16 protein-coding genes are annotated in these 20,017 nt (G+C 63.6%); 13 read left to right on the forward strand and 3 right to left on the reverse strand.

The genetic code is table 11. The annotated features are described in order from the left end of the window. Positions 1 to 19 precede the first annotated feature (19 nt). From H7U37_RS03120 to H7U37_RS03140, 5 genes are all read left to right on the forward strand, one after another. Entirely contained in the window at positions 20 to 2,449 is a 2,430-nt protein-coding gene (locus H7U37_RS03120) for a glycoside hydrolase family 3 C-terminal domain-containing protein (RefSeq protein WP_338049757.1), read from the forward strand. A 26-nt stretch (positions 2,450 to 2,475) separates the two neighbouring features. Next, positions 2,476 to 3,051 (forward strand): GtrA family protein, encoded by a 576-nt coding sequence (locus H7U37_RS03125; protein ID WP_338049759.1) that lies wholly within the window; start codon positions 2,476 to 2,478, stop codon positions 3,049 to 3,051. Positions 3,052 to 3,192: 141 nt separating this feature from the next. Continuing rightward, the gene (locus tag H7U37_RS16010; protein WP_338049760.1) at positions 3,193 to 6,390 is read left to right on the forward strand and encodes a UvrD-helicase domain-containing protein; all 3,198 of its coding nucleotides are present in this window, start codon (positions 3,193 to 3,195) and stop codon (positions 6,388 to 6,390) included. A 16-nt stretch (positions 6,391 to 6,406) separates the two neighbouring features. Further along, the gene (locus H7U37_RS03135; protein WP_204873527.1) at positions 6,407 to 7,225 is read left to right on the forward strand and encodes an alpha/beta hydrolase; all 819 of its coding nucleotides are present in this window, start codon (positions 6,407 to 6,409) and stop codon (positions 7,223 to 7,225) included. Between the two features lie 275 nt (positions 7,226 to 7,500). Then, entirely contained in the window at positions 7,501 to 8,778 is a 1,278-nt protein-coding gene (locus H7U37_RS03140; RefSeq protein WP_207751935.1) for a glycosyltransferase family 2 protein, read from the forward strand. Between the two features lie 105 nt (positions 8,779 to 8,883). On the opposite strand, the gene H7U37_RS03145 is transcribed toward H7U37_RS03140, so the two are convergent. Continuing rightward, positions 8,884 to 10,140: a diaminopimelate decarboxylase gene (locus tag H7U37_RS03145; RefSeq protein ID WP_204873585.1), complete on the reverse strand. Its 1,257-nt coding sequence runs from the start codon at positions 10,138 to 10,140 to the stop codon at positions 8,884 to 8,886. 279 nt (positions 10,141 to 10,419) lie between these two features. On the opposite strand from H7U37_RS03145, the gene trhA reads away from it, so the two are divergent. The 8 genes from trhA to mreB all read left to right on the forward strand — a co-directional run bounded on the left by trhA (position 10,420) and on the right by mreB (position 18,086). After that, on the forward strand, positions 10,420 to 11,172 hold the full coding sequence (gene trhA / locus H7U37_RS03150; protein WP_204873529.1) for a PAQR family membrane homeostasis protein TrhA: 753 nt from the start codon (positions 10,420 to 10,422) through the stop codon (positions 11,170 to 11,172). Positions 11,173 to 11,330: 158 nt separating this feature from the next. Further along, a complete protein-coding gene (locus H7U37_RS03155; RefSeq protein WP_204873531.1) occupies positions 11,331 to 12,704 on the forward strand; it encodes a copper amine oxidase N-terminal domain-containing protein in 1,374 nt (457 codons plus the stop codon). 168 nt (positions 12,705 to 12,872) lie between these two features. Then, the gene (locus H7U37_RS03160) at positions 12,873 to 13,361 is read left to right on the forward strand and encodes a COG2426 family protein (protein WP_338049762.1); all 489 of its coding nucleotides are present in this window, start codon (positions 12,873 to 12,875) and stop codon (positions 13,359 to 13,361) included. A 49-nt stretch (positions 13,362 to 13,410) separates the two neighbouring features. Then, on the forward strand, positions 13,411 to 13,746 hold the full coding sequence (locus H7U37_RS03165; protein ID WP_204873533.1) for a hypothetical protein: 336 nt from the start codon (positions 13,411 to 13,413) through the stop codon (positions 13,744 to 13,746). An 18-nt stretch (positions 13,747 to 13,764) separates the two neighbouring features. Beyond that, a complete protein-coding gene (recD2, locus tag H7U37_RS03170) occupies positions 13,765 to 15,975 on the forward strand; it encodes an SF1B family DNA helicase RecD2 (protein ID WP_204873535.1) in 2,211 nt (736 codons plus the stop codon). A 96-nt stretch (positions 15,976 to 16,071) separates the two neighbouring features. Then, entirely contained in the window at positions 16,072 to 16,251 is a 180-nt protein-coding gene (locus tag H7U37_RS03175) for a type II toxin-antitoxin system antitoxin (RefSeq protein ID WP_204873537.1), read from the forward strand. Further along, positions 16,248 to 16,904 (forward strand): ComF family protein, encoded by a 657-nt coding sequence (locus H7U37_RS03180; protein WP_204873539.1) that lies wholly within the window; start codon positions 16,248 to 16,250, stop codon positions 16,902 to 16,904. Before H7U37_RS03175 ends, H7U37_RS03180 begins: the two co-directional genes overlap by 4 nt. A 159-nt stretch (positions 16,905 to 17,063) precedes the next feature. Continuing rightward, on the forward strand, positions 17,064 to 18,086 hold the full coding sequence (gene mreB / locus H7U37_RS03185) for a rod shape-determining protein (RefSeq protein ID WP_204873541.1): 1,023 nt from the start codon (positions 17,064 to 17,066) through the stop codon (positions 18,084 to 18,086). A gap of 60 nt (positions 18,087 to 18,146) precedes the next feature. Here mreB and H7U37_RS03190 read toward each other — a convergent pair whose 3' ends face one another. Together H7U37_RS03190 and H7U37_RS03195 are read right to left on the reverse strand one after the other, a co-directional pair. Further along, positions 18,147 to 18,707 carry a GNAT family N-acetyltransferase gene (locus tag H7U37_RS03190; RefSeq protein ID WP_204873589.1) on the reverse strand — a complete coding sequence of 187 codons (561 nt, stop codon included), beginning with the start codon at positions 18,705 to 18,707 and terminating at the stop codon, positions 18,147 to 18,149. 2 nt (positions 18,708 to 18,709) lie between these two features. Continuing rightward, a complete protein-coding gene (locus H7U37_RS03195; RefSeq protein WP_204873543.1) occupies positions 18,710 to 20,017 on the reverse strand; it encodes a 2-hydroxyacyl-CoA dehydratase in 1,308 nt (435 codons plus the stop codon).

Genomic DNA, 20,017 nt, shown 5'->3' on the forward strand with positions numbered 1-20,017 from the left:
AGGAAAAGGAGAATTTACCGTGAAGCATGAAGCGCTGATCAAAAAGATGACACTGGAAGAAAAATGCTCTCTCCTCTCTGGCGAGGGCAATTTTACCACCAAGGGGGTCAAACGGCTGAATGTGCCCCCCATGTTCCTCTCCGACGGACCGCACGGGGTGCGCAAGCAGGCGGGGGCCGCCGACCATCTGGGCCTGAACGCCAGCCTGCCCGCCACCTGCTTCCCCACCGCCGCGTCGGTGGCCAACAGCTGGGACCCCGCGCTGGGGGAAGAGATCGGCCGCTATCTGGGCGAAGAGTGCCTGGCCCAGCGGGTGAACGTGCTGCTGGGGCCCGGCCTGAACATGAAGCGCTCCCCCCTGTGCGGCCGGAATTTTGAGTATTTCAGCGAGGACCCCTATCTGGCGGGCAAGATGGCCGCCTCCTACATCCGGGGCATCCAGAGCAAGGGCATCAGCGCCTGCCCCAAGCACTTCGCCGCCAACAACCAGGAGCACCTGCGCATGGCCAGCGACTCGGTGGTGGACGAGCGCACCCTGCGGGAAATTTACCTCACCGGCTTTGAGATTGCCGTGAAGGAGTCCAAGCCCAAGTGCATCATGTCCTCCTATAACAGGATCAACGGGGTCTATGCCAGCGAAAACGCCAAGCTGCTCCAGGAGATCCTGGTGGACGAGTGGGGCTTTGACGGCTTTGTGGTCACCGACTGGGGCGGCTCCAACGACCACGCCCTGAGCGTGGCGGCGGGCAACCATCTGGAAATGCCCTCCACCGGCGGCACCAGCGATCTGGAGCTCATCGACGCCGTCCGCTCCGGCAAGCTGGACGAGGCCCTGCTGGACCGGCGGGTGGACGAATACCTCACCGTGCTGATGGACACCGTCATCCCCGAGGACACCGCCACCGCGTTTGACGTGGAGGACCACCACGCCATGGCCCGGAAGGCGGCCCTCTCCTCCGCCGTGCTGCTGCGCAACGAGGACAACATCCTGCCCCTGAAGGCGGGGACCGCCGTGGCCGTCATCGGCGACTTTGCCCAGACGCCCCGCTACCAGGGCGCCGGCTCCTCCATGGTCAACACCACCAAGCTGGACAGTGCCATGGACGCCATGCAGGAGAGCGGCCTTCAGGTGGTGGGTTATGCCGCCGGCTTCCTCCGCCATGGCGGAGAGGACCAGGCCAAGCTGGACGAGGCGGTGGCCCTGGCCAAGAAGGCCCAGGTGGCGGTCCTCTATCTGGGCCTGGACGAGATTGCCGAGTCGGAGGGCATGGACCGGGCCCAGATGCGCCTGAACGACAACCAGGTCAAGCTCCTCCACGCCGTGGCCCAGGTCAATTCCAACGTGGTGGTGGTATTCAGCGGCGGCGCGCCGGTGGAGATGCCCTGGCTGGAGGACTGCAAGGCCCTGCTCCACGGCTACCTCAGCGGCCAGGCGGGCGCCGGCGCGGTGGTGGACCTGCTCACCGGCAAGGTGAATCCCTCCGGCAAGCTGGCCGAGACCTACCCCATCCGCTACGAGGACACCCCCGCTTACCGCAACTTCCCCGGCGCCGAGCGGACCACCGAATACCGGGAGGGCCCCTTCATCGGCTACCGGTACTATGACACCGCCGGCGTGCCGGTGCGCTTCCCCTTCGGCTTCGGCCTCTCCTACACCACCTTTGCCTACGACCAGCTGGAGGTGAGCCCCACCCAGGTCCGTTTCCGCATCACCAACACCGGCGAGCGGGCCGGCGCCGAGATTGCCCAGGTCTACGTCTCCAGCCACGGCCAGGTGTTCCACCCGGTCAAGGAGCTCAAGGGCTTTACCAAGATTTATCTGGAGGCCGGCCAGTCCCAGACGGTCACCATCCCCCTGGACGACAAGGCGTTCCGCTACTTCAACGTCAAGACCGACCGGTTTGAGGTGGAAGGCGGTACATATGACATCCTGGTGGGCGCTTCGGCGGCGGATATCCGCCTTACCGGCAGCGTGGAGGTGGCGGGTACCGGCGCGCCCAATCCCTACGAGGGCCTCAAGCTCCCCAGCTACGAGAGCGGCAAGGTGTCCGACGTGCCTGACGCGGAGTTTGCCGCCCTGCTGGGCCGGCCCATCCCCCAGACCAAGTGGGACCGGACCCGCCTGCTGGACCGAAACGACACCTTTGCCCAGCTCTGCTACGCCAAGAGCTGGGTGGGCCGTCTGGTCTACCGGATTCTGAGCGGCAAGAAGAAAAAGGCCGAGGAGGCGGGCAAGCCGGATCTGAACATCCTGTTCATCTATAACATGCCCTTCCGCGGTGTGGCAAAGATGATGGGCGGCGCGTTCGATATGGCCATGGCCGACGCCCTGCTGGAGATCTTCAACGGCCATTTCTTCAAAGGCGTGGGCCATCTGCTGGGCGCCCGGAGCCGGATGAACAAGCGGATGAAAGCATACCGTGAAGCGCTGGCCAACGCCGGCAAGTAAGGAAAATCGGAGTGGGAGGTCACATCATGAGCAATCAGAATACCGGCGTTATGGGGGCATGGTCCCGGTTTGAGAAGAAATACCCGAAAGCGTCCAAATGGGTGCGGGAGGGCGGTCTGTTCGTCATCGTCAGCAACCTGATCACCGTTATGAAATATTGTATCCTGCAATTTCTGCCCGCCGCCTTTGCCTGGCTGGGGGACGCGTCCTTCGGCTGGCCGGGCATCCCGCTGACCATGTTCGGCGAGACCTTTGAGTGGAACATCCTGGGCTATGACCAGGCCCACGGCGGACTGGGCTATTTCTGCGCCTACATGGTGGCCATGATCATCGGCGAGGTCATCAATTTCCCCATCCAGCGCAACTTCGTGTTCCGCAGCAAGGGCAAGCTGGGTCCCCAGATCGCCTGGTACTGCGTAGCCTTCTTTTTCATCACCTGCATCGTCAACTCCATCAACTGCATCTGGGTGGCGGTGGCCGGCCTGCTGGTACCCGACTATATCTACAACATCGGCACGGCGGTCCTCAACGGCGGCGTGTCCATGATCGTGTTCTTCTTCGTCAACAAGAAGATCTTCCCCGAGGGAGAGGCCAAAAAGTAAACGGACACATGAGTGAAAAGCGGTATCGGCGGATTTTTCCGGCGGTACCGCTTTTTTGCCGGGAAATGCTTGCGCGGGGAGTGAAATCGTTTTATCATGTAATTAAATGATAAAAAGAGCGGAGAGAGGGGGGCGTGCCCTGTGCGCATTGCCGATTTACACATTCATTCCAGATATTCCCGGGCCACCAGCCGGGACTGCGTGCCCGACGCGCTGGATTTCTGGGCCCGGCGGAAGGGGATCGACCTGGTGGGGACGGGGGACTTTACCCATCCGGCCTGGCGGGCGGAGCTGGCCGAAGCCCTGGTCCCGGCGGAGGAGGGGCTTTATACCCTGCGGCCCGACCTGGTCCGGCCGGACGGCTGCCGTCCGGCGGGAGAAGCCCCCCGCTTTGTGGTGACGGGAGAGATCAGCTCCATCTACAAAAAGGGAGGCAGGGTGCGGAAGGTCCACTCCCTCATTTTGCTCCCCTCATTGGAGGCGGCGGAGGTGCTCTCCCGCCGTCTGGAGGCCATCGGCAACATCCGCTCCGACGGACGGCCCATTCTGGGGCTGGACTGCCGGGACCTGCTGGAGATCACCCTGGAGGCGGCGCCCGACGCGGTCTTTATTCCGGCCCATATCTGGACGCCCCATTTTTCTCTGTTTGGGGCCTTTTCCGGCTTTGATACCATGGAGGAGTGCTTCGGCGATCTGACCAAGCATATCCACGCCCTGGAGACGGGCCTCTCCTCCGATCCGCCCATGAACTGGCGGCTTTCCGCCCTGGACGGCTACCAGCTGGTCTCCCACTCCGACGCCCACTCCCCCCAGAAGCTGGGGCGAGAGGCCGATCTGCTGGACGTCCCCCTCACGTATCCGGATTTGGCCCGGGCGCTGACCACGGGGGAGGGGTTAACGGGCACGGTGGAATTTTTCCCGGAGGAGGGGAAGTACCACTATGACGGCCACCGGAACTGCCACCAGTGTCTGTCGCCCGCCCAGGCGGAGGGGCTGGGGGGCATATGTCCGGTATGCGCCAAAAAGCTGACCACCGGCGTGCTCCACCGGGTGGAGCAGCTGGCCGACCGGCCGGAGGGCTACCAAAAGCCGGACGCTCCGGTGTTTGAGCGCCTGGCGCCTCTGCCGGAGGTCATCGCCGCCTCTCTGGGTGGAAAGCCGGAGCACAAGGACAATCAGCGCCGGTATGAGGACCTGCTGCGGCAGCTGGGGTCGGAATTCCACATTTTGCGGGACGTGCCGGAGGCGGACATCGCCGCCGTGGCGGGTCCCTGCGTGGCCGAGGGGGTGCGCCGCCTTCGGGCCGGACGGGTGGAGTGGCAGCCGGGCTATGACGGGGCGTACGGCGCCATGACCCTTCTGACCCCGTCGGAGCGGGAGGCGCTGACGGGACAGGCCAGTCTCTTCGGGGTGGAACCGGTGCCGGTGAAAAAGAAGCGCTCCGCCGCCCGCCGGACGGCGCCCAGGGAGACGCCCGCCGCCGTCCCGACCCAGGAGTTCCGGCCCAATGAGGACCAGCAGCGGGCCATGGACAGCGCGAGCCGGGTGGTGGCGGTCATCGCCGGACCGGGCAGCGGCAAGACGGGGACCCTGGCCGGCCGGGTGGAGGCGCTGATCCGGTCGGGACGAAGCAAAGCGGGAGAGATTACGGCGGTGACCTTTACCAACCGGGCGGCGGGGGAGCTGCGGGAGCGGCTGGAAGCCCGTCTGGGCAAGCGGAAGGCGGGGGAGGTGACCATCGGCACCTTCCACGCGGTGTGTCTCACCCTGCTGGAGGAGGCGGGGGAGCGGTCCCGCCTGGGCGGGACCTACGAGTGCCTGGAGCTGGCCGGACGGACCATCCGGGCCTTGGGGGTCAAATGCAGCCCGGCGGACCTGCTGGAGGGGGTATCCCGCCGGAAAAACGGCCTGCCCGCCGGCGAGGAGCCGGAGGGCATGGAGGGGGCCTGCGCCTTCTATATCCGCCAGCTCCATGAGGCGGGCCTCATGGACTTTGACGATCTGCTGCTCCAGGCGCTGGCCCTGGCCGAGGCCATGCGGGGACCGGCCCAGCGCCGGTTCCGCCACCTGCTGGTGGACGAGTTCCAGGACTGCAACGACCTGCAATACCGGCTGGTGCGGGCATGGAGCCGGGGCGGAGCGTCCCTCTTCGTCATCGGCGACCCGGACCAGTCCATCTACGGTTTTCGCGGCGCGGAAAACTGCTTTGACAAGCTCCGGGCCGACTTTCCCGGCATGGAGGAGATTCTTCTGCGGGAGAACTACCGCTCCACGCCGGAAATTTTGTCCGCCGCCCTGGCGGTGATCGCCCACAACGGCGGTACCCCCCGGCAGCTCGCCGCCACCCGTCCCTCGGGTCCGGCGGTGCGGCTGCTCACAGCAGAGAGTGAGCGGGACGAGGGAATTTTCATCGCCAAGGAGATCATGGACATGGTGGGAGGGGGCGACATGCTCTCGGCCCAGCGGGCGGGGACGCGGGAGCGGGTACGGGGCTTTTCCGACATCGCGGTGTGCTGCCGCACCCGCCGGCAGGGACGGCACATCGAGCAATGCCTCCGCCGGGAGGACATCCCCTGCCTGGTGGTGGGCAAGGACGACGCCCTTTCCGACCCCATCGTACGGGGCGTGCTGTGCTTTTTCCGGCTGCTGCTGGAGCCGGAGGACACGCTGGCCCTGGAGGGCTGTCTGTCCCTGGTGTGGGAGTGCCCGGCGGATCTGATACGCCCGGTGTCCGACACCTGGAGCCGGGCGGGCGGCGAGGTTTTGCGGCGGGTCCAGGCGGTGGCGGACAGCTACGCCCAGGTGGGGAAGCTGCGCCGCTGGCTGGAGCTGTCCCACCGCTTTGCCCCCCGGGTGGAGCGGGAAAAGCCCTGGAAGCTTTTGGAGGAGTGGGGACAGAGCGCGGGCTGTGCCGGCTCGGAAAAGCTGGAGGAGCTGCACAACATGGCGGTTTTTTACCGGGATATGCCCTCTTTTCTGCTGGGGCTGACCCTGGGCGGCGAAGGCGACCTGCGCCGCCGGGCGGGACATGACTACGCCTCTGGGGCGGTGACGCTGCTCACCCTGCACGCCGCCAAGGGGCTGGAATTTCCGGTGGTCTTTCTGGCGGGCCTGCGGCAGGGTCTGCTGCCCCTGGAATCGGACCGCCGCCCCGCCGACCGGGCGGAGGAGCGCCGTCTTTTTTACGTGGGCATGACCCGTGCCAAGGAGGAGCTGCTCCTCCTCACCTCCGGGGAGCCCTCTCCCTTTTTGGCGGAGCTGCCGGAGGGGATCGCGCGTCAGGCGGCCCGTCCGCCCCGGAGAAAGGCGCCGCAGTCGGGCCAGATGAGCCTGTTCTGACATAGGAGGCATTTTTATGCGCTGTGAGACCATTACAATGGGGGAAAAGGCGTCCCTGACCCTCTACCTGTGGGACAATTCCACGGAGCTCTACGACGGACGGCTGCGGCCCGTGGTGCTGCTGTGTCCGGGCGGCGCCTACCGCATGACCTCCGACCGGGAGGGGGAGGGTATGGCGGTCAAATTCCTGGCCATGGGCTGCCATGCGGCGGTGCTGCGCTACTCGGTGGCGCCGGCCCGCTTTCCCGCCGCCCTGCTGGAGCTGGCCCGGGCGGTGATCCTCCTGCGGGACCGGGCGGCGGAGTGGTACGTGGACCCGGCGCGGATCGTGGTGCAGGGCTCCTCGGCCGGCGGACATCTGGCGGCCTGCCTGGGGGCCTTCTGGCAGGAGGAATGGCTCACCCGGCTTCTGGGGCGGGGGGCGGAGGATCGGCGGCCCAACGCCCTGATCCTCAGCTATCCGGTGGTGACCGCCGGACCGCTGCGCAACGACGAGAGTTTCCGCAACCTGCTGGGGGAGGCGTATGCGGCCCGGCGGGGGGAATTTTCCCTGGAGCAGCGGATCACGTCCGCCTTTCCGCCCACCTTTTTGTGGCACGGCGGGGAGGACACCAGCGTCCCGCCGGAAAACAGCCTGCTGCTGGCTCTGGCGCTGCGGAAGGCGGGGGTATCGGTGGAGCTCCATCTTTACGCCGTGGGCCAGCACGGCCTGGGCACCGCCGGTCCGCTGACCGTGAGCGCGGATGGCCGCGGCTTACAGCCCCGGTGCGCCGGCTGGATGGACCTGGCCGGGGAATGGCTGGAGGACCTGTGGCGGCGTCCAGCGGGTATGTAACAATTTCTTAACAATTCAAAAACAGGCGGTTTTTTCTGATTCGGTTTGGTTTCAGAGAAAACCGCCTGTTTTTGTTAAGATACTCCCTTTCATTGTTTTGGTGTAAATGAATTAAAAAGATTTGATTAACATTTCATTAATTGTTGAGTAAAACACTTGTAATATTTTCGGAAGATGGTATCATTACATTCCGAGCATGGGGGTGCCCCATGCGGCAGACACACAAGCTAGGATACGGGCCGTAAGGTCCCGTATGTTGGAATCGAGGAGTGTATATGCTTCGTTTCATCGAATATTTCAATCTGACCATTGCGGTGGTGCTGACGGCGGCCTACGCCTATCAGCTGGTCTACCTGTTCATCGGGTTCATCCGCCGCAACCGGCCCGACCACACCATCGCCAGCACCCAGCACCGCTTCGCGGTGGTCATCTCGGCCCGCAATGAGGCCAACGTCATCGGCGGACTGATCCGCAGTCTGAAAGAACAGCGCTACCCGTCGGAGCTGCTGGACATCTATGTGGTGGCCGACAACTGCACCGACAACACCGCCGCCGTGTCCCGGGCCGCCGGCGCCTTCGTCTACGAGCGGTTCAACAAGGTCCAGGTGGGCAAGGGCTACGCCATGGACTACCTCTTCCGCCGCCTCCACGCCGAGGGACGGGACGACTATGAGGGCTATTTCATCTTTGACGCGGATAACCATGTGGACCCCAACTTTGTGGCCGAGATGAACCGGACCTTTGATTCGGGCAAATACGCGGCCATCACCTGCTACCGCAACTCCAAGAACTTTGGCGAGAACTGGATCTCCGCCGGCTACGGCCTGTGGTTTTTGCGGGAAGCCCGTTTCCTCAACTTCGCCCGGATGCAGGTGGGCGGCAGCTGCGCCGTGTCCGGCACCGGCTTCCTCATCTCCGGCGACGTGATCCGGGAGAAGGGCGGCTGGCCCTATCACCTGCTCACCGAGGACATCGAGTTCTCCGTCAACTGCGCCCTGGAGGGCAAGACCATCGGCTACTGCGACAAGGCGGTCATCTACGACGAGCAGCCTACCACCTTCCGCCAGTCCTGGGATCAGCGGCTGCGCTGGTCCAAGGGGTTCTACCAGGTGGACGCCAAGTACACCGCCGGTCTGGTGAAGGGCTGCTTCAAGGGCGGCCGCAAGGGCTTTGCCTGCTACGACATGCTCATGACGGTGGCCCCCGGTATGCTGCTCACCCTGCTGGGCATTGTGTTCAACGCCATCATCCTGGTGGCCTGCCTCAGCGAGCCCCCCTACATCGCCGCCCTCATCATCGACGAGACGGTGAATTTCCTGGTCATGGCGGTGGTGAACTTCTATCTGGGCCTCTTTGTGTTCGGCGCGGCCACCCTCATCACCGAGTGGAAGCAGATCCAGATCCCCGCCAGACACAAGGTGCTCTATCTCTTCACCTTCCCCATCTTCATGCTGACCTATGTGCCCATCTCCCTCTCCGCGCTGGTGCGCAAGGTGGAGTGGAAGCCCATCTACCACGGTGTGGCCAGCAAGGGTCTGAAATCCGGTACGTAATGAAAAAGCTCCGCCTCCCGCGGCTGAAACGGGAGGCGGAGCTTTTCACAGTCATGCGGGCGGTCACAGGGGTCGCCCGGCCGTTCTTACGGAACGGATTGCCAATTACCAGATGAGGGTGGCGAAGTAATCGTCCGGCGTCTCGGCCCGGCGGATGAGGCGGGTGGAGCCGTCGGACTGGAGGAGGACCTCCGCCGAGCGGAGCCGGCCGTTATAGTTGTAGCCCATGGAGAAGCCGTGGGCGCCGGTGTCGTGGATGACCAGCAAGTCGCCCTTGTCGATTTTGGGAAGCATCCGGTCGATGGCGAACTTGTCGTTATTTTCGCACAGGGAGCCGGTGACGTCGTACTTGTGGTCGCAGGGGGCGTTTTCCTTGCCCATGACGGTGATGTGGTGATACGCGCCGTACATGGCGGGGCGCATCAGATTGGCGGCGCAGGCGTCCACCCCGATATACTCCTTATAGGTGTGCTTTTCGTGGGTGGCTCTGGTCACCAGACAGCCGTAGGGGGCCAGCATGAAGCGGCCCAGCTCGGTGAAGATGGCCACATTGCCCATGCCGGCGGGGACCAAAATCTCCTCGAACTTGCGGCGCACCCCCTCGCCGATGGCGGCGATGTCGTTGGCGGGCTGGTCGGGCTTGTAGGGCACGCCCACACCGCCGGACAGGTTGATAAAGGTGATCTCACAGCCGGTCTCTTCCTTGAGCTCCACGGCGGTCTGGAAGAGGATGCCGGCCAGGGTGGGATAGTACTCGTTGGACAGGGTGTTGGAGGCCAGGAAGGCGTGGATGCCGAAGCACTTGGCGCCCATGGCCTTGAGCTTGCGGAAGCCCTCGGTGAGCTGGGCGCGGGTAAAGCCGTACTTGGCCTCGCCGGGGTTGTCCATGACCTGGAAGCCCTCCTTGGAAGCGCCGATGGAGAAGGTGCCGCCGGGATTGTAGCGGCAGGAGATTTTCTGGGGAATGTGGCCGATGGTCTCCTGCAGAAAGTCGATGTGGGTGAAGTCGTCCAGGTTGATGGTGGCGCCCAGCCGGTCGGCCAGGACGAATTCCTCGGCGGGGGTGTCGTTGGAGGAGAACATGATCTCACTGCCCTGGAAGCCGCAGCGGTCGCTCATCATCAGCTCGGTGAGGGAGGAGCAGTCGGTGCCGCAGCCCTCCTCCCGGAGGATCTTCAAAATGGCGGGGTTGGGGGTGGCCTTGACGGCAAAGTATTCCTTGAAGCCGGGGTTCCAGGCAAAGGCGGCCCTGAGGCGCCGGGCGTTTTCCCGGATTCCCTTCTCGTCATAGAGGTGGAAGGGGGTGGGATATTGGGCGGTAATGGCCTGGAGCTGCTCCAGGGTGACAAAGGGCGTTTTCATGGGAATCACCTGATTTCTTGAGGATAGGCCGGCGGAGCCGACATTTTTTGACGTTCTTATCATATAAGCCGGACAGAATTTTGTCAATCACCGTTTGACGGCCTGGGGCATAAAGAAGGAAGGGAGGAGAGATACTGAGGGGGAAGTGGACTGTATCCTGTAATCTAATTTTTAATATTATATTATAAATTTATCTTGACTAGATTATAAGGTTGGTGTTATACTGTCACCACAGGAAAGGCATACAATCCTATAATCTGAAAGAATCTGGTGAGTCATATGAATCATGAACAGGCATTGCGCGGTACTTTCTGGTATCGCCATTTGGCGGGGGAAGGGACCCGCCGGCGCCGGCCCGAGGAGAAGGGCCGGGACCCCTATGACGGACTGCGGCCCTGGTCGGCCATTACCCACGGGGTAGGAGCCGCGCTGGCGGTGGTGGGTACGGCGGCGCTTCTGGTGCGCAGCGCCCTGCTGGGGCTGGATGTGTGGCACTGGGCGTCCTTTTTGATTTACGGTCTGTCCATGATCGGACTTTATACGGCCAGTACCCTCTATCACTGCGTCAACACCAGCGTAAAGGGCCGGGTGGCGCTGCGGAAATACGACCACTGTTCTATTTTCCTCCTGATTGCCGGGTCCTATACCCCCATCTGCATGGTGCCGCTGCGCACCTTTGGCGCCTGGGGCTGGGGGATCATCGCCGTCATCTGGGCGCTGACCGTTCTGGGCCTGGCGGCGGCCCTGCTGTGGATCAACGCCCCCCGGTGGGTCACCGCCGGTCTGGCCCTCTTCATGGGCTGGCTGTCGGTGCTGGCCATTTATCCCCTTTTGCAGGTGCTGCCCCTGGAGGGCTTTCTCTGGCTGCTGGCCGGCGGCGTGCTCTACTCCATCGGCGGCGTGCTCTACGCGGTCAAGTGGCCGGGCCGGAACAATCCCCGCTTCGGCTGCCACGAGATTTTCCATGTGTTTATCGTTTTGGGCAGCATCTGCCACTTTTTCCTGATGTACAACGTAATCGCCGTGCTTTGATGGCCGGTGAAGGGCGGACCGTCTGGGGCGGTCCGCCCTTTCTCATAAAAAATTTCTTAAAAGTAGCTTGGCTCCATTGTATTTTTTACGTTGCCGTGTTAACATGGTGGACAACCAGCCGTGCTCCGTGCGCGGCGAAGAAACAAGGAGGAATCGGTATGAAGTTTGGATGGAAACGCCTGCTGGCCGTGGGAACGGCCCTGGTGCTGAGCCTGTCCCTGTCCGCCCCCGCTCTGGCGGCCGGTGAGACCGCCGGCATCGCCGTGCAGCTGGACGGGTCCAATGTGACCTTTATCGACGCGGTGCCGGAGGTCAAGGATCAGCGGACCTTCCTGCCCTTCCGGGCGGTCTTTGAGGCCATGGGCGCCACGGTGGATTGGCATGACACCACCGTTACCGCCGTCCGGGGCGACACCACGATTACCATGCAGCTGGGCAGCACCGCCGTCACCGTGCAGGAGGGGACCTCCACCCGCACCGTCTCCATGGACGTGGCTCCCTATGTGAAGAACAACCGTACTTATGTCCCCATCCGTTTTGCCGCCGAGGCCTTCGGCTGCAACGTGGGCTGGGATCAGGCGGCCCAGACTGTCCTCATTCTGGACCCGGAGGGACTCATCGGCGACGCCACCTTTGAGATCATGAACGCCGCCATCGCCGGCCAGGAAAAGCCCCAAGGCAATCAGGCTCTGGACGGTGACTTTCGCATCAGCATGAACATGGGCGCGGACGGGACCTACGACATGACCGGCGAAGTCTCCGGCGTGGCCAGCCAGACCGCCATGGATCTGGCCATGTCCATGGATCTCTCCGCCCTGGCCCAGGAGATGACCGCCGAGGACCTGGGCGTCACCGAGGCCCAGGCCGACGCCGTCCGGGATTATATGGAGGATATCCTGAAGGACGCCTCCTTTGCCATGCGGATGGATTTGGATCAGGGCAGCTGCTATTTTAATGTGCCCATCCTGGCCGAGTTCCTGGCCGAGCAGGGAGTGACGGAAAACACCTGGTATAGCCTGGACCTGAGCGGCCTGGGCCTCACCGGCCTGACCGCCGCCCAGACCGTCACCATGGAGGATCTGCTGGACCAGATGCTCACCGGCACCCTGGACAACGCCGCCGTGGCTCAGAGCCTGGCGTCCACGGTGCGGATGTATGCGTGCCTCTTCCAGGATGCGGCGTTCACCCGTTCGGGGGACACCTATACCGCCGTCTACGAGGGCGCCCAGATGGGGATGGCCATGGAAACCAAAACCGTGATCCGCATGGACGGAGACAAGCTTCGGGACATCTCCATGGACATGACCATGTCCGCGGCGGGGACTGCCGTGACGTATGACATCACCGCCTCCACCACCAAGGTGGACATGACCATGACCATGTCCGAGCCCACCACCGGGATGGAGATGAAGATGGACTTTGCCATGTCCGTATCCGCCACCACCAAGGCCCCGGAGACCGGCCTGCCCGCCGGCGCCCAGGAGGTATCCCTGGAGGCGCTGATGGCCCAGGCCATGTCGGCGGATCTCTGATCTCAGTCCGCGCTTTTGCCCCAGCCGCCGGAGGAAACCGCCTCCGGCGGCTTTTTGCACGGAAAAAGCCCCAATTTTAAGAAATATTTTAATAGGATATGGCGGGAGAATATGATACAATAATCTCTGCCATATGTGGACATTGCATCGTGAAGGAGAGAAACCATTTTGGAACTTTTGGAGTGGCTCACCGCCAATCAGGGCGGCGAGTTTGTTTTTACCATGCTGGTGGCCATGGTGCCCATCATCGAGCTGCGCGGCGCCATCCCCTTCGGCGTGGCGCTGGGGCTGTCGCCGGGCACGGCCATGCTGGCCAGTATTTTGGGCAACGTGATCCCGCTGCCCTTTATCGTGGTCTATATCCGGCGCATTTTTCTGTGGATGCGCCGCCGTCTGCCTAAGCTCAATTCCCTGGTGGATAAGATGGAGAAAAAGGCCCACCTGAAGGGGGCGAAGGTGACCCGCTATAAATATTTGGGCCTGACCATTTTCGTGGCCATCCCGCTGCCCGGCACCGGCGGATGGACCGGCGCGCTGGTGGCGGCCTTTTTGGATATGCCTTTGCGCAAGGCGGTGCCCGCCCTGTTCAGCGGGGTGGCCATTGCCGGCTGCGTGGTCACCTTTTTGACCTATGTGGTCCAGGTGACCATCCTGTAAGGGACCGTTTTTGCCCGGTCGGCATAGGATGGTCCGGAGGTGAGGGCATATGGAGACCATTGCCCAGGCGGCGCTGGCGCTGCTGGCGGCGGCCGGACTGCTGGCGCTGGCGTGGCTGTGCTTTGGACGGCTGCTGCTGCCCGGCCCGTGGACGGGCGCGGTTTACGCGGTTTTGCCCGGAAAGGGCGGCGGCGGTATGCTGGAGCAGCAGGTCAAGGCGCTGCTGTGGCTGGAGGGGCTGGGGGGCGTACGGCCCCGCATTTACATCGCGGACATGGGCCTGGATCTGCGGGGCCGGGAGATCGCCGCGGGTCTGGAACGCCGGTACGGCGTGGAGGTATGCCCGCTGGGCGAGCTGGGCGAGCGGCTGCGGAACGGAGTCTGAGAAAAGGAAGGGAATGGCTTGGAGCAGGGGGAAGGACAAAACCGCATCGAGGGTACGGTAGAGGCCGTGATCTATCAAAACGAGGAAAACGGCTATACAGTGCTGCGGGTGGACGCGGGAGAAGGCGGCCTCACGGTGGTGGGCTGTATGCCCGGCATCGCCCCGGGCGAGGAAATCGCGGTCACCGGCCAGTGGATGCGCCACGCCTCCTACGGGGAGCAGTTCAAGGCCGAGGTGGTGGAGCGCCGGATGCCCGCCGGCGAGAAGGCGGTCTATGAATACCTGGCCTCCGGGGCGGTGAAGGGCATTGGAGCGGCCACCGCCCGGCGGATGGTGGAGGAATTCGGCGCCGACGCCCTCCATGTGCTGGAGGAGGAGCCGGAGCGGCTGACGCGCATCCGGGGCATCACCCGGAAAAAAGCCCTGGCCATGGGGGAGGCATTCCGCCTCCAGATGGGGATGCGCCGGCTGCTGGAATTTTTGGGGGAAAACGGGGTAGAGCTCAAGCTGGCCATCCCCCTTTACCGCCGCTACGGCGACCGGGCCCTGGAGACGTTAAGGGAAAATCCCTATCTCCTGGTGGACCCGGAGTTTGGCGTGGATTTTTCCACCGCCGATACCCTGGCGCTGGCGGCGGGACTGGACGGGGAGGACCCCCAGCGCATCGAGGCGGGCCTGCTCTTTGAGCTCCAGCACAACCTGAACAACGGCCACACCTTTTTGCCCCGCCGCAAGCTTCTGCCCGCCACGGCCCAGCTGCTGGGGGTGGAGCCGGAGCGCCTGTCCGACGGTCTGGACGCCCTGACGGAGCGGGGAGAAGTGGTGGAGGAGCGGGTAGCGGGGGAGGACGCCTGCTATCTGGCGGAGCTCCAGGAGGCGGAGACCTATGTGGCCGACGTGCTGGGGGAGATGAGCCGCCGGGAGCTGCTGCCGCCCGACGGCCTGGACGACATCATAGAAGGCATCCAGAACGCCCAGGGCATCGTCTACGCGCCCCAGCAGCGGGAGGCGGTGGCCCTGGCCGCCCGGCGGCAGGTGATGCTCCTCACCGGCGGACCGGGCACCGGCAAGACCACCTCTCTCAGAGGGGTGCTGGCGCTTTTCGACGTTTTGGGGCTGGAGACCGCCCTGGCGGCGCCCACCGGCCGGGCTGCCAAGCGTCTGGGCGAGCTGTGCGGCGTGGAGGGGGCCACCATTCACCGCCTGCTGGAGACCCAGTTCGACCCCCATACCGGCAGGCTGGTCTTTGCCCACGACGAGCAGGACCCCTTAAAAGTGGACGCGGTCATCGTGGACGAGACCTCCATGGTGGACGTGCCCCTGATGCGGGCCCTTCTCTCGGCCCTGCGGCTGGACTGCCGGCTGGTGCTGGTGGGCGACCCGGATCAGCTGCCGTCGGTGGGACCGGGGAGCCTCTTTGCCGATCTGATCCGCAGCGGGGTGCTGCCCATGGTGCGCCTGACCGAGATCTTCCGTCAGGCGGCCCAGAGCGCCATCGTGCGCAACGCCCACAGCGTCAACCGGGGGATCTGTCCGCCGCTGGACAATACCAGCAGCGACTTCTTCTTTCTCCGGCGGCGGGACAGCGTCCGCACGGCGGAGACCATCGTGGAGCTGGTGGAACGGCGTCTGCCCCGCAATCTGGGCATCCCGCCCGACCAGATCCAGGTCCTCTCGCCCACCCGGCGGGGCACCGCCGGCACCGCCGCGCTGAACCGGGCCCTCCAGGCGGCGGTGAATCCCCCCTCGGCGGACCGGGCGGAGCGCCGCTTCGGGGAGTATATCTTCCGGGAGGGCGACCGGGTCATGCAGGTGCGCAACAACTACGACGTGATGTGGCAGGAAAAGGACGGTTCCGCCGTAGGCATGGGGATTTTTAATGGGGATATTGGCCGGATTACCTCCATCGACAACCGGAACGAGGTCATCACCGTGGACTTTGACGGCCGTCTGGTGGAGTATAGCCCCGATATGCTCCTGGAGCTGGAGCCGGCCTACGCCATCACAGTGCACAAGTCCCAGGGCAGCGAATACCGGGCGGTGATTCTGTCGGTGTGCGACGGCCCCCCCATGCTGCTCACCCGGGGGGTGCTCTATACCGCCATCACCCGTGCCCGGGAGCTGCTCATCCTGGTGGGGGAGGACCAGGTGGTGGCGCGGATGACGGCCAACGACCGGCAGCAGCGGCGCTATTCCGGGCTGCGCTGGCGGCTGGGACAGGAATTTTAAGCGTGCGATTGCACGCTTTTCTCCCCAAGCGGAAAAAAGATTCCATAGGATATACATAAAATGCGTGCGATTGCACGCGATGAAGGGCATGATAGGATGAACAGAGAGATCAAGCATCTGGGTCTTCGGATCAGTCCCCAAGTACACCGGAAGCTCCACTACATCGCCGAGTATGAGGGCCGTACCTTGAATGGACAGGTTTACTATCTCATCCAGAAGTGTGTGCGGGAGTTTGAACAGGAGCATGGCGCCATCCATGAGGAGGAGCTGTTATGAGCGGGCCGGTGCGGGTCCTGCTGGACCTTTTCTTTCCCCCAAAATGTGTTTTCTGCGCAAAGCCTCTCCGACCCGGCGAGCGGGAGGTGTGCGTCCACTGCGCGGGCCATCTGCCGTGGCTGGCCGGCGAGAAGGCCGTGCGGACGGCGGGCGACTGTTCCCAGGTGGTCTCCCCCCTGCGGTATGAGGGCCCGGTCCGCGACTCCATCCGGCGGTACAAATTCGGCGGCCGGCGGGGCTATTCGGGCGCCTACGGCAAGCTGGTGGCGGGGGCGGTGCGCACCCACCTGACGGGCCGGTATGACGTGATCTCCTGGGTGCCCCTGTCGGACAAGCGCCGGAAGGAGCGGGGCTACGATCAGGCCTTTCTGCTGGCTACGGCCACGGCGCTGGAGCTGGGCGACGTGGCGGTGGAGACCCTGCGGAAGGTGCGCCATGTGGACGCCCAGTCCGGTCTGGTGGCCGACGCGGCCAGAGCGGCCAATGTGAAAAACGCCTACGCGGCGGTGGACCCGGAGCTGGTGGAGGGCCGCCGGGTGCTCCTCATCGACGACGTGGTGACCACCGGCTCCACCCTTTCGGAATGCGCCCGCACCCTGCTGGCGGCGGGTGCGCTGGAAGTGGTGGGCGCTACGCTGGCGCGTGCCCGTTAAGGGTGGTAAACAGGACTAAAATTGTGAAAAAACACGGTTGAAATGTGGAGGCGTTCTCTTTATAATGATAAGAGATTGCAGGGAGCTATTTACCATGCACTTTCACCAAATCGGGTTTGTATACAGGGAAAATGTGAATTTTTACGTTGAGGTGTAACTATGTTCAGCAAGGATATCGGAATCGATCTGGGCACCGCCTCCATCCTGGTCTATGTGGCCGGGAAGGGTATCGTCCTCCAGGAGCCGTCGGTGGTGGCCCTCCATAAGGATACGGGCAAGCTTTTGAAGGTGGGCACCGAGGCCAGCGAGATGCTGGGAAAGACCCCGGGCAACATCGTGGCCATTCGTCCCCTGCGGGAGGGCGTCATCTCCGACTATGACATGACCGAGAAGATGCTCAAGGAGTTCATCCGCAAGGTGACCTCCTTCCGGCTCTTCAAGCCCCGCATCATCATCTGCGTTCCCTCCGGCATCACCGAGGTGGAGGAGCGCGCCGTCATCGACGCCGGTATCCAGGCCGGCGCCCGCCGGGTCTACCTCATCGAGGAGCCCGTGGCCGCCGCCATCGGCGCCGGCATCGACATCGCCAAGCCTGACGGCCACATGATCGTGGACATCGGCGGCGGCACCAGCGACATCGCCGTCATCTCTCTCTCCGGCATCGTGGAGTCCACTTCCATCAAGATTGCCGGCGACCAGTTTGACGAGGCCATTGTGAAGTATATCCGCCGCAAGCATAATGTGCTCATCGGCGACCGCACCGCCGAGGAGCTGAAGATGAAGATCGGCTGCGTGTTCCCCCGTCCCGAGGAGACCAGCATGGAGATCCGCGGCCGCTGTCTGATGACCGGCCTGCCCCGTGTCTTTACCGTCACCTCCAGCGAGATGATCGAGGCCTTCGAGGAGCCCGCTACCCGCATTCTGGAGGCCATCCACGGCGTGCTGGAGCGTACGCCCCCCGAGCTGGTGGCCGACATCGCCACCAACGGCATCGTGATGACCGGCGGCGGCTCCCTGCTGTGGGGCTTTGACAAGCTCATCGAGTCTCACACCGGCATCGAGACCCATGTGGCCGACGACGCCATCTCCTGCGTGGCGCTGGGCACCGGCAAGAGCCTGGAGTGGGTCAACGAGATGCAGGACGGCACCATCAACCTCTCCCGCCGCAAGCAGATGAACTAAATCCCTCAAAAGGGCAAAGAAGCCCCGGACCGTTTTCCATAAAACGGTCCGGGGCATTTTTTATAGTGTGCGGACGTAGCGCAGGTCCACACAGGTCATATCATGGGGAAAGGGGATATCCTGGTGAGTGCCGTCCCAGGCAAAGCCGTGGCGGGCATAAAACCGGCGGGCGCCGTCGTTTTCCCGCAGGACAAAGACGGCGCAGCCCGGATATCCGGCCCGCTTCAGCCGGGCCAGGGCCTCGGTCATCAGGAGAGAGCCGTAGCCCCGGCCGGTTTCTGACGGTTCGGTGTAGAAGGAGATGAGCTCCCCCCAGCCCTCATAACCGGCGGCGTCGATCACCAGCCCCTCGCTCTGCCGGGGGCTGGGACCGCTCCGGATGGGTCCGTAATTGCAGCAGGCCACCGGTGTTTCCGCCCGATAGAGCAGCAGGCCGTGGCACCGGCCCGTCTCGTAGTCCTGCCGAAAATAGGGGACCCAGTGGTCCTCGGTAATCACGTCCCGGAGGTAATCGTCGGGCACATGGCCGGGGTAGGTCTTGCGCCAGCCCCGGGCATGAATGGCGCTCATGGCCCGAAACTGTTCCTCCGTGGCGGCGTCAACAAAGCGCAGGCCTTCCATGGTCACGCCTGCACCGTCTCGCGGGGCGCGGAGCGGGTCTCTTCGGCCTCCTTGGCCAGAGCGCGGGCGTTGGCCAGCATGAGCTTGATGCGGTTTTCCTGGTTGATTTTGGTGGCGCCGGGGTCGTAGTCGATGGCCACGATGTTGGAGTTGGGATAGTCGTCCTTCAGCCGGCGGATCATACCCTTGCCCACGATGTGGTTGGGCAGGCAGCCGAAGGGCTGGGTGCAGACGATGTTGGGGGTGCCGGAGTGGATGAGCTCCAGCATCTCGGCGGTGAGGAGCCAGCCCTCGCCCATCTTGTTGCCGTCCCCCAGGTAGCCCTTGATGAGGCGGTGGAGGTCGTCAAAGTCGCCGGGGGCCCGGAAGCCGTTGCGCTTGAGGGCGTCGATCATGGCGTGCTGGTACTTTTTGCAGTAGTCCATCATAAAGCGGCAGACCGCCTGCTTGATCCACTTGCCGCCGTAGAGGTCCACGTCCACATCCCGGTTGTAGATCTTGAAGATGAGGAAGTCCACCAGGCCGGGTACCACCGGCTCGGCCCCCTCGGCCAGGAGGAAGTCGTTGAGGTTGTTGTTGCCCAGGGGGGAATATTTCACATAAATTTCGCCCACCACGCCCACGCGGACCTTCTGCTCGCCGGTGACGGGGACGGTTTTCAGGTGGGTGAGGATGCGGTCGAAGTTGCGCTGCATACTCTTGTAGGTCATGCCCTTACCCTGGGCCATGTCCTCCAGGAGGAAGTCCAGGCAGTGCTCCACGGCCTTGTCGGTGTCGCCCGGGTTGATCTCATAGGGCCGGACCTGGTTGGCGGCGGCCATGATAACGTCGCCGTAGTAGACGGCGAAAAGGGCCTTGCGCAGAAAGCCGATGGTGAGCTTGAAGCCGGGGTTATGCTCCAGGCCGGACAGATTCACCGAGATGACGGGCACAAAGCCCAGACCGGCCTTTTCCAGGGCCTTGCGGAGCATATGGATGTAGTTGGAGGCGCGGCAGCCGCCGCCGGTCTGGGTGATGACCAGCGCCACCTTGTGGGGGTCGTAGTTGCCGCTCTGCACGGCGGAGATGAGCTGACCGATGACCAGGATGGCGGGGAAGCAGGCGTCGTTGTGGACGTACTTCTGGCCCGCGTCAATGATGGCCTTGCCGGTGGTGTTGAGCATCTCCACTTTATACCCCTCGTTCTGCATGATGCGCACCAGCATGGCGAAGTGGTCGGGCAGCATCTGGGGGACCAGGAGGGTATATTCTTTTTTCATCTCCTTGGTGAAGAGAAGCCGGCCGGTCTGATCGTAAACAAGTTCTGCCAT

Source organism: Pseudoflavonifractor phocaeensis (genome assembly GCF_016901735.1).
GTDB lineage: Bacteria > Bacillota > Clostridia > Oscillospirales > Oscillospiraceae > Pseudoflavonifractor_A.

Coding starts and splice junctions, on each gene's coding strand:
- H7U37_RS03125 (WP_338049759.1), top strand. CDS start 2,476: ATGAGCAATCAGAATACCGGCGTTATGGGGGCATGGTCCCGGTTTGAG.
- H7U37_RS03135 (WP_204873527.1), top strand. CDS start 6,407: ATGCGCTGTGAGACCATTACAATGGGGGAAAAGGCGTCCCTGACCCTC.
- H7U37_RS03140 (WP_207751935.1), top strand. CDS start 7,501: ATGCTTCGTTTCATCGAATATTTCAATCTGACCATTGCGGTGGTGCTG.
- H7U37_RS03145 (WP_204873585.1), bottom strand. CDS start 10,140: ATGAAAACGCCCTTTGTCACCCTGGAGCAGCTCCAGGCCATTACCGCC.
- trhA (WP_204873529.1), top strand. CDS start 10,420: ATGAATCATGAACAGGCATTGCGCGGTACTTTCTGGTATCGCCATTTG.
- H7U37_RS03155 (WP_204873531.1), top strand. CDS start 11,331: ATGAAGTTTGGATGGAAACGCCTGCTGGCCGTGGGAACGGCCCTGGTG.
- H7U37_RS03165 (WP_204873533.1), top strand. CDS start 13,411: ATGGAGACCATTGCCCAGGCGGCGCTGGCGCTGCTGGCGGCGGCCGGA.
- H7U37_RS03175 (WP_204873537.1), top strand. CDS start 16,072: ATGAACAGAGAGATCAAGCATCTGGGTCTTCGGATCAGTCCCCAAGTA.
- H7U37_RS03180 (WP_204873539.1), top strand. CDS start 16,248: ATGAGCGGGCCGGTGCGGGTCCTGCTGGACCTTTTCTTTCCCCCAAAA.
- mreB (WP_204873541.1), top strand. CDS start 17,064: ATGTTCAGCAAGGATATCGGAATCGATCTGGGCACCGCCTCCATCCTG.
- H7U37_RS03190 (WP_204873589.1), bottom strand. CDS start 18,707: ATGGAAGGCCTGCGCTTTGTTGACGCCGCCACGGAGGAACAGTTTCGG.
- H7U37_RS03195 (WP_204873543.1), bottom strand. CDS start 20,017: ATGGCAGAACTTGTTTACGATCAGACCGGCCGGCTTCTCTTCACCAAG.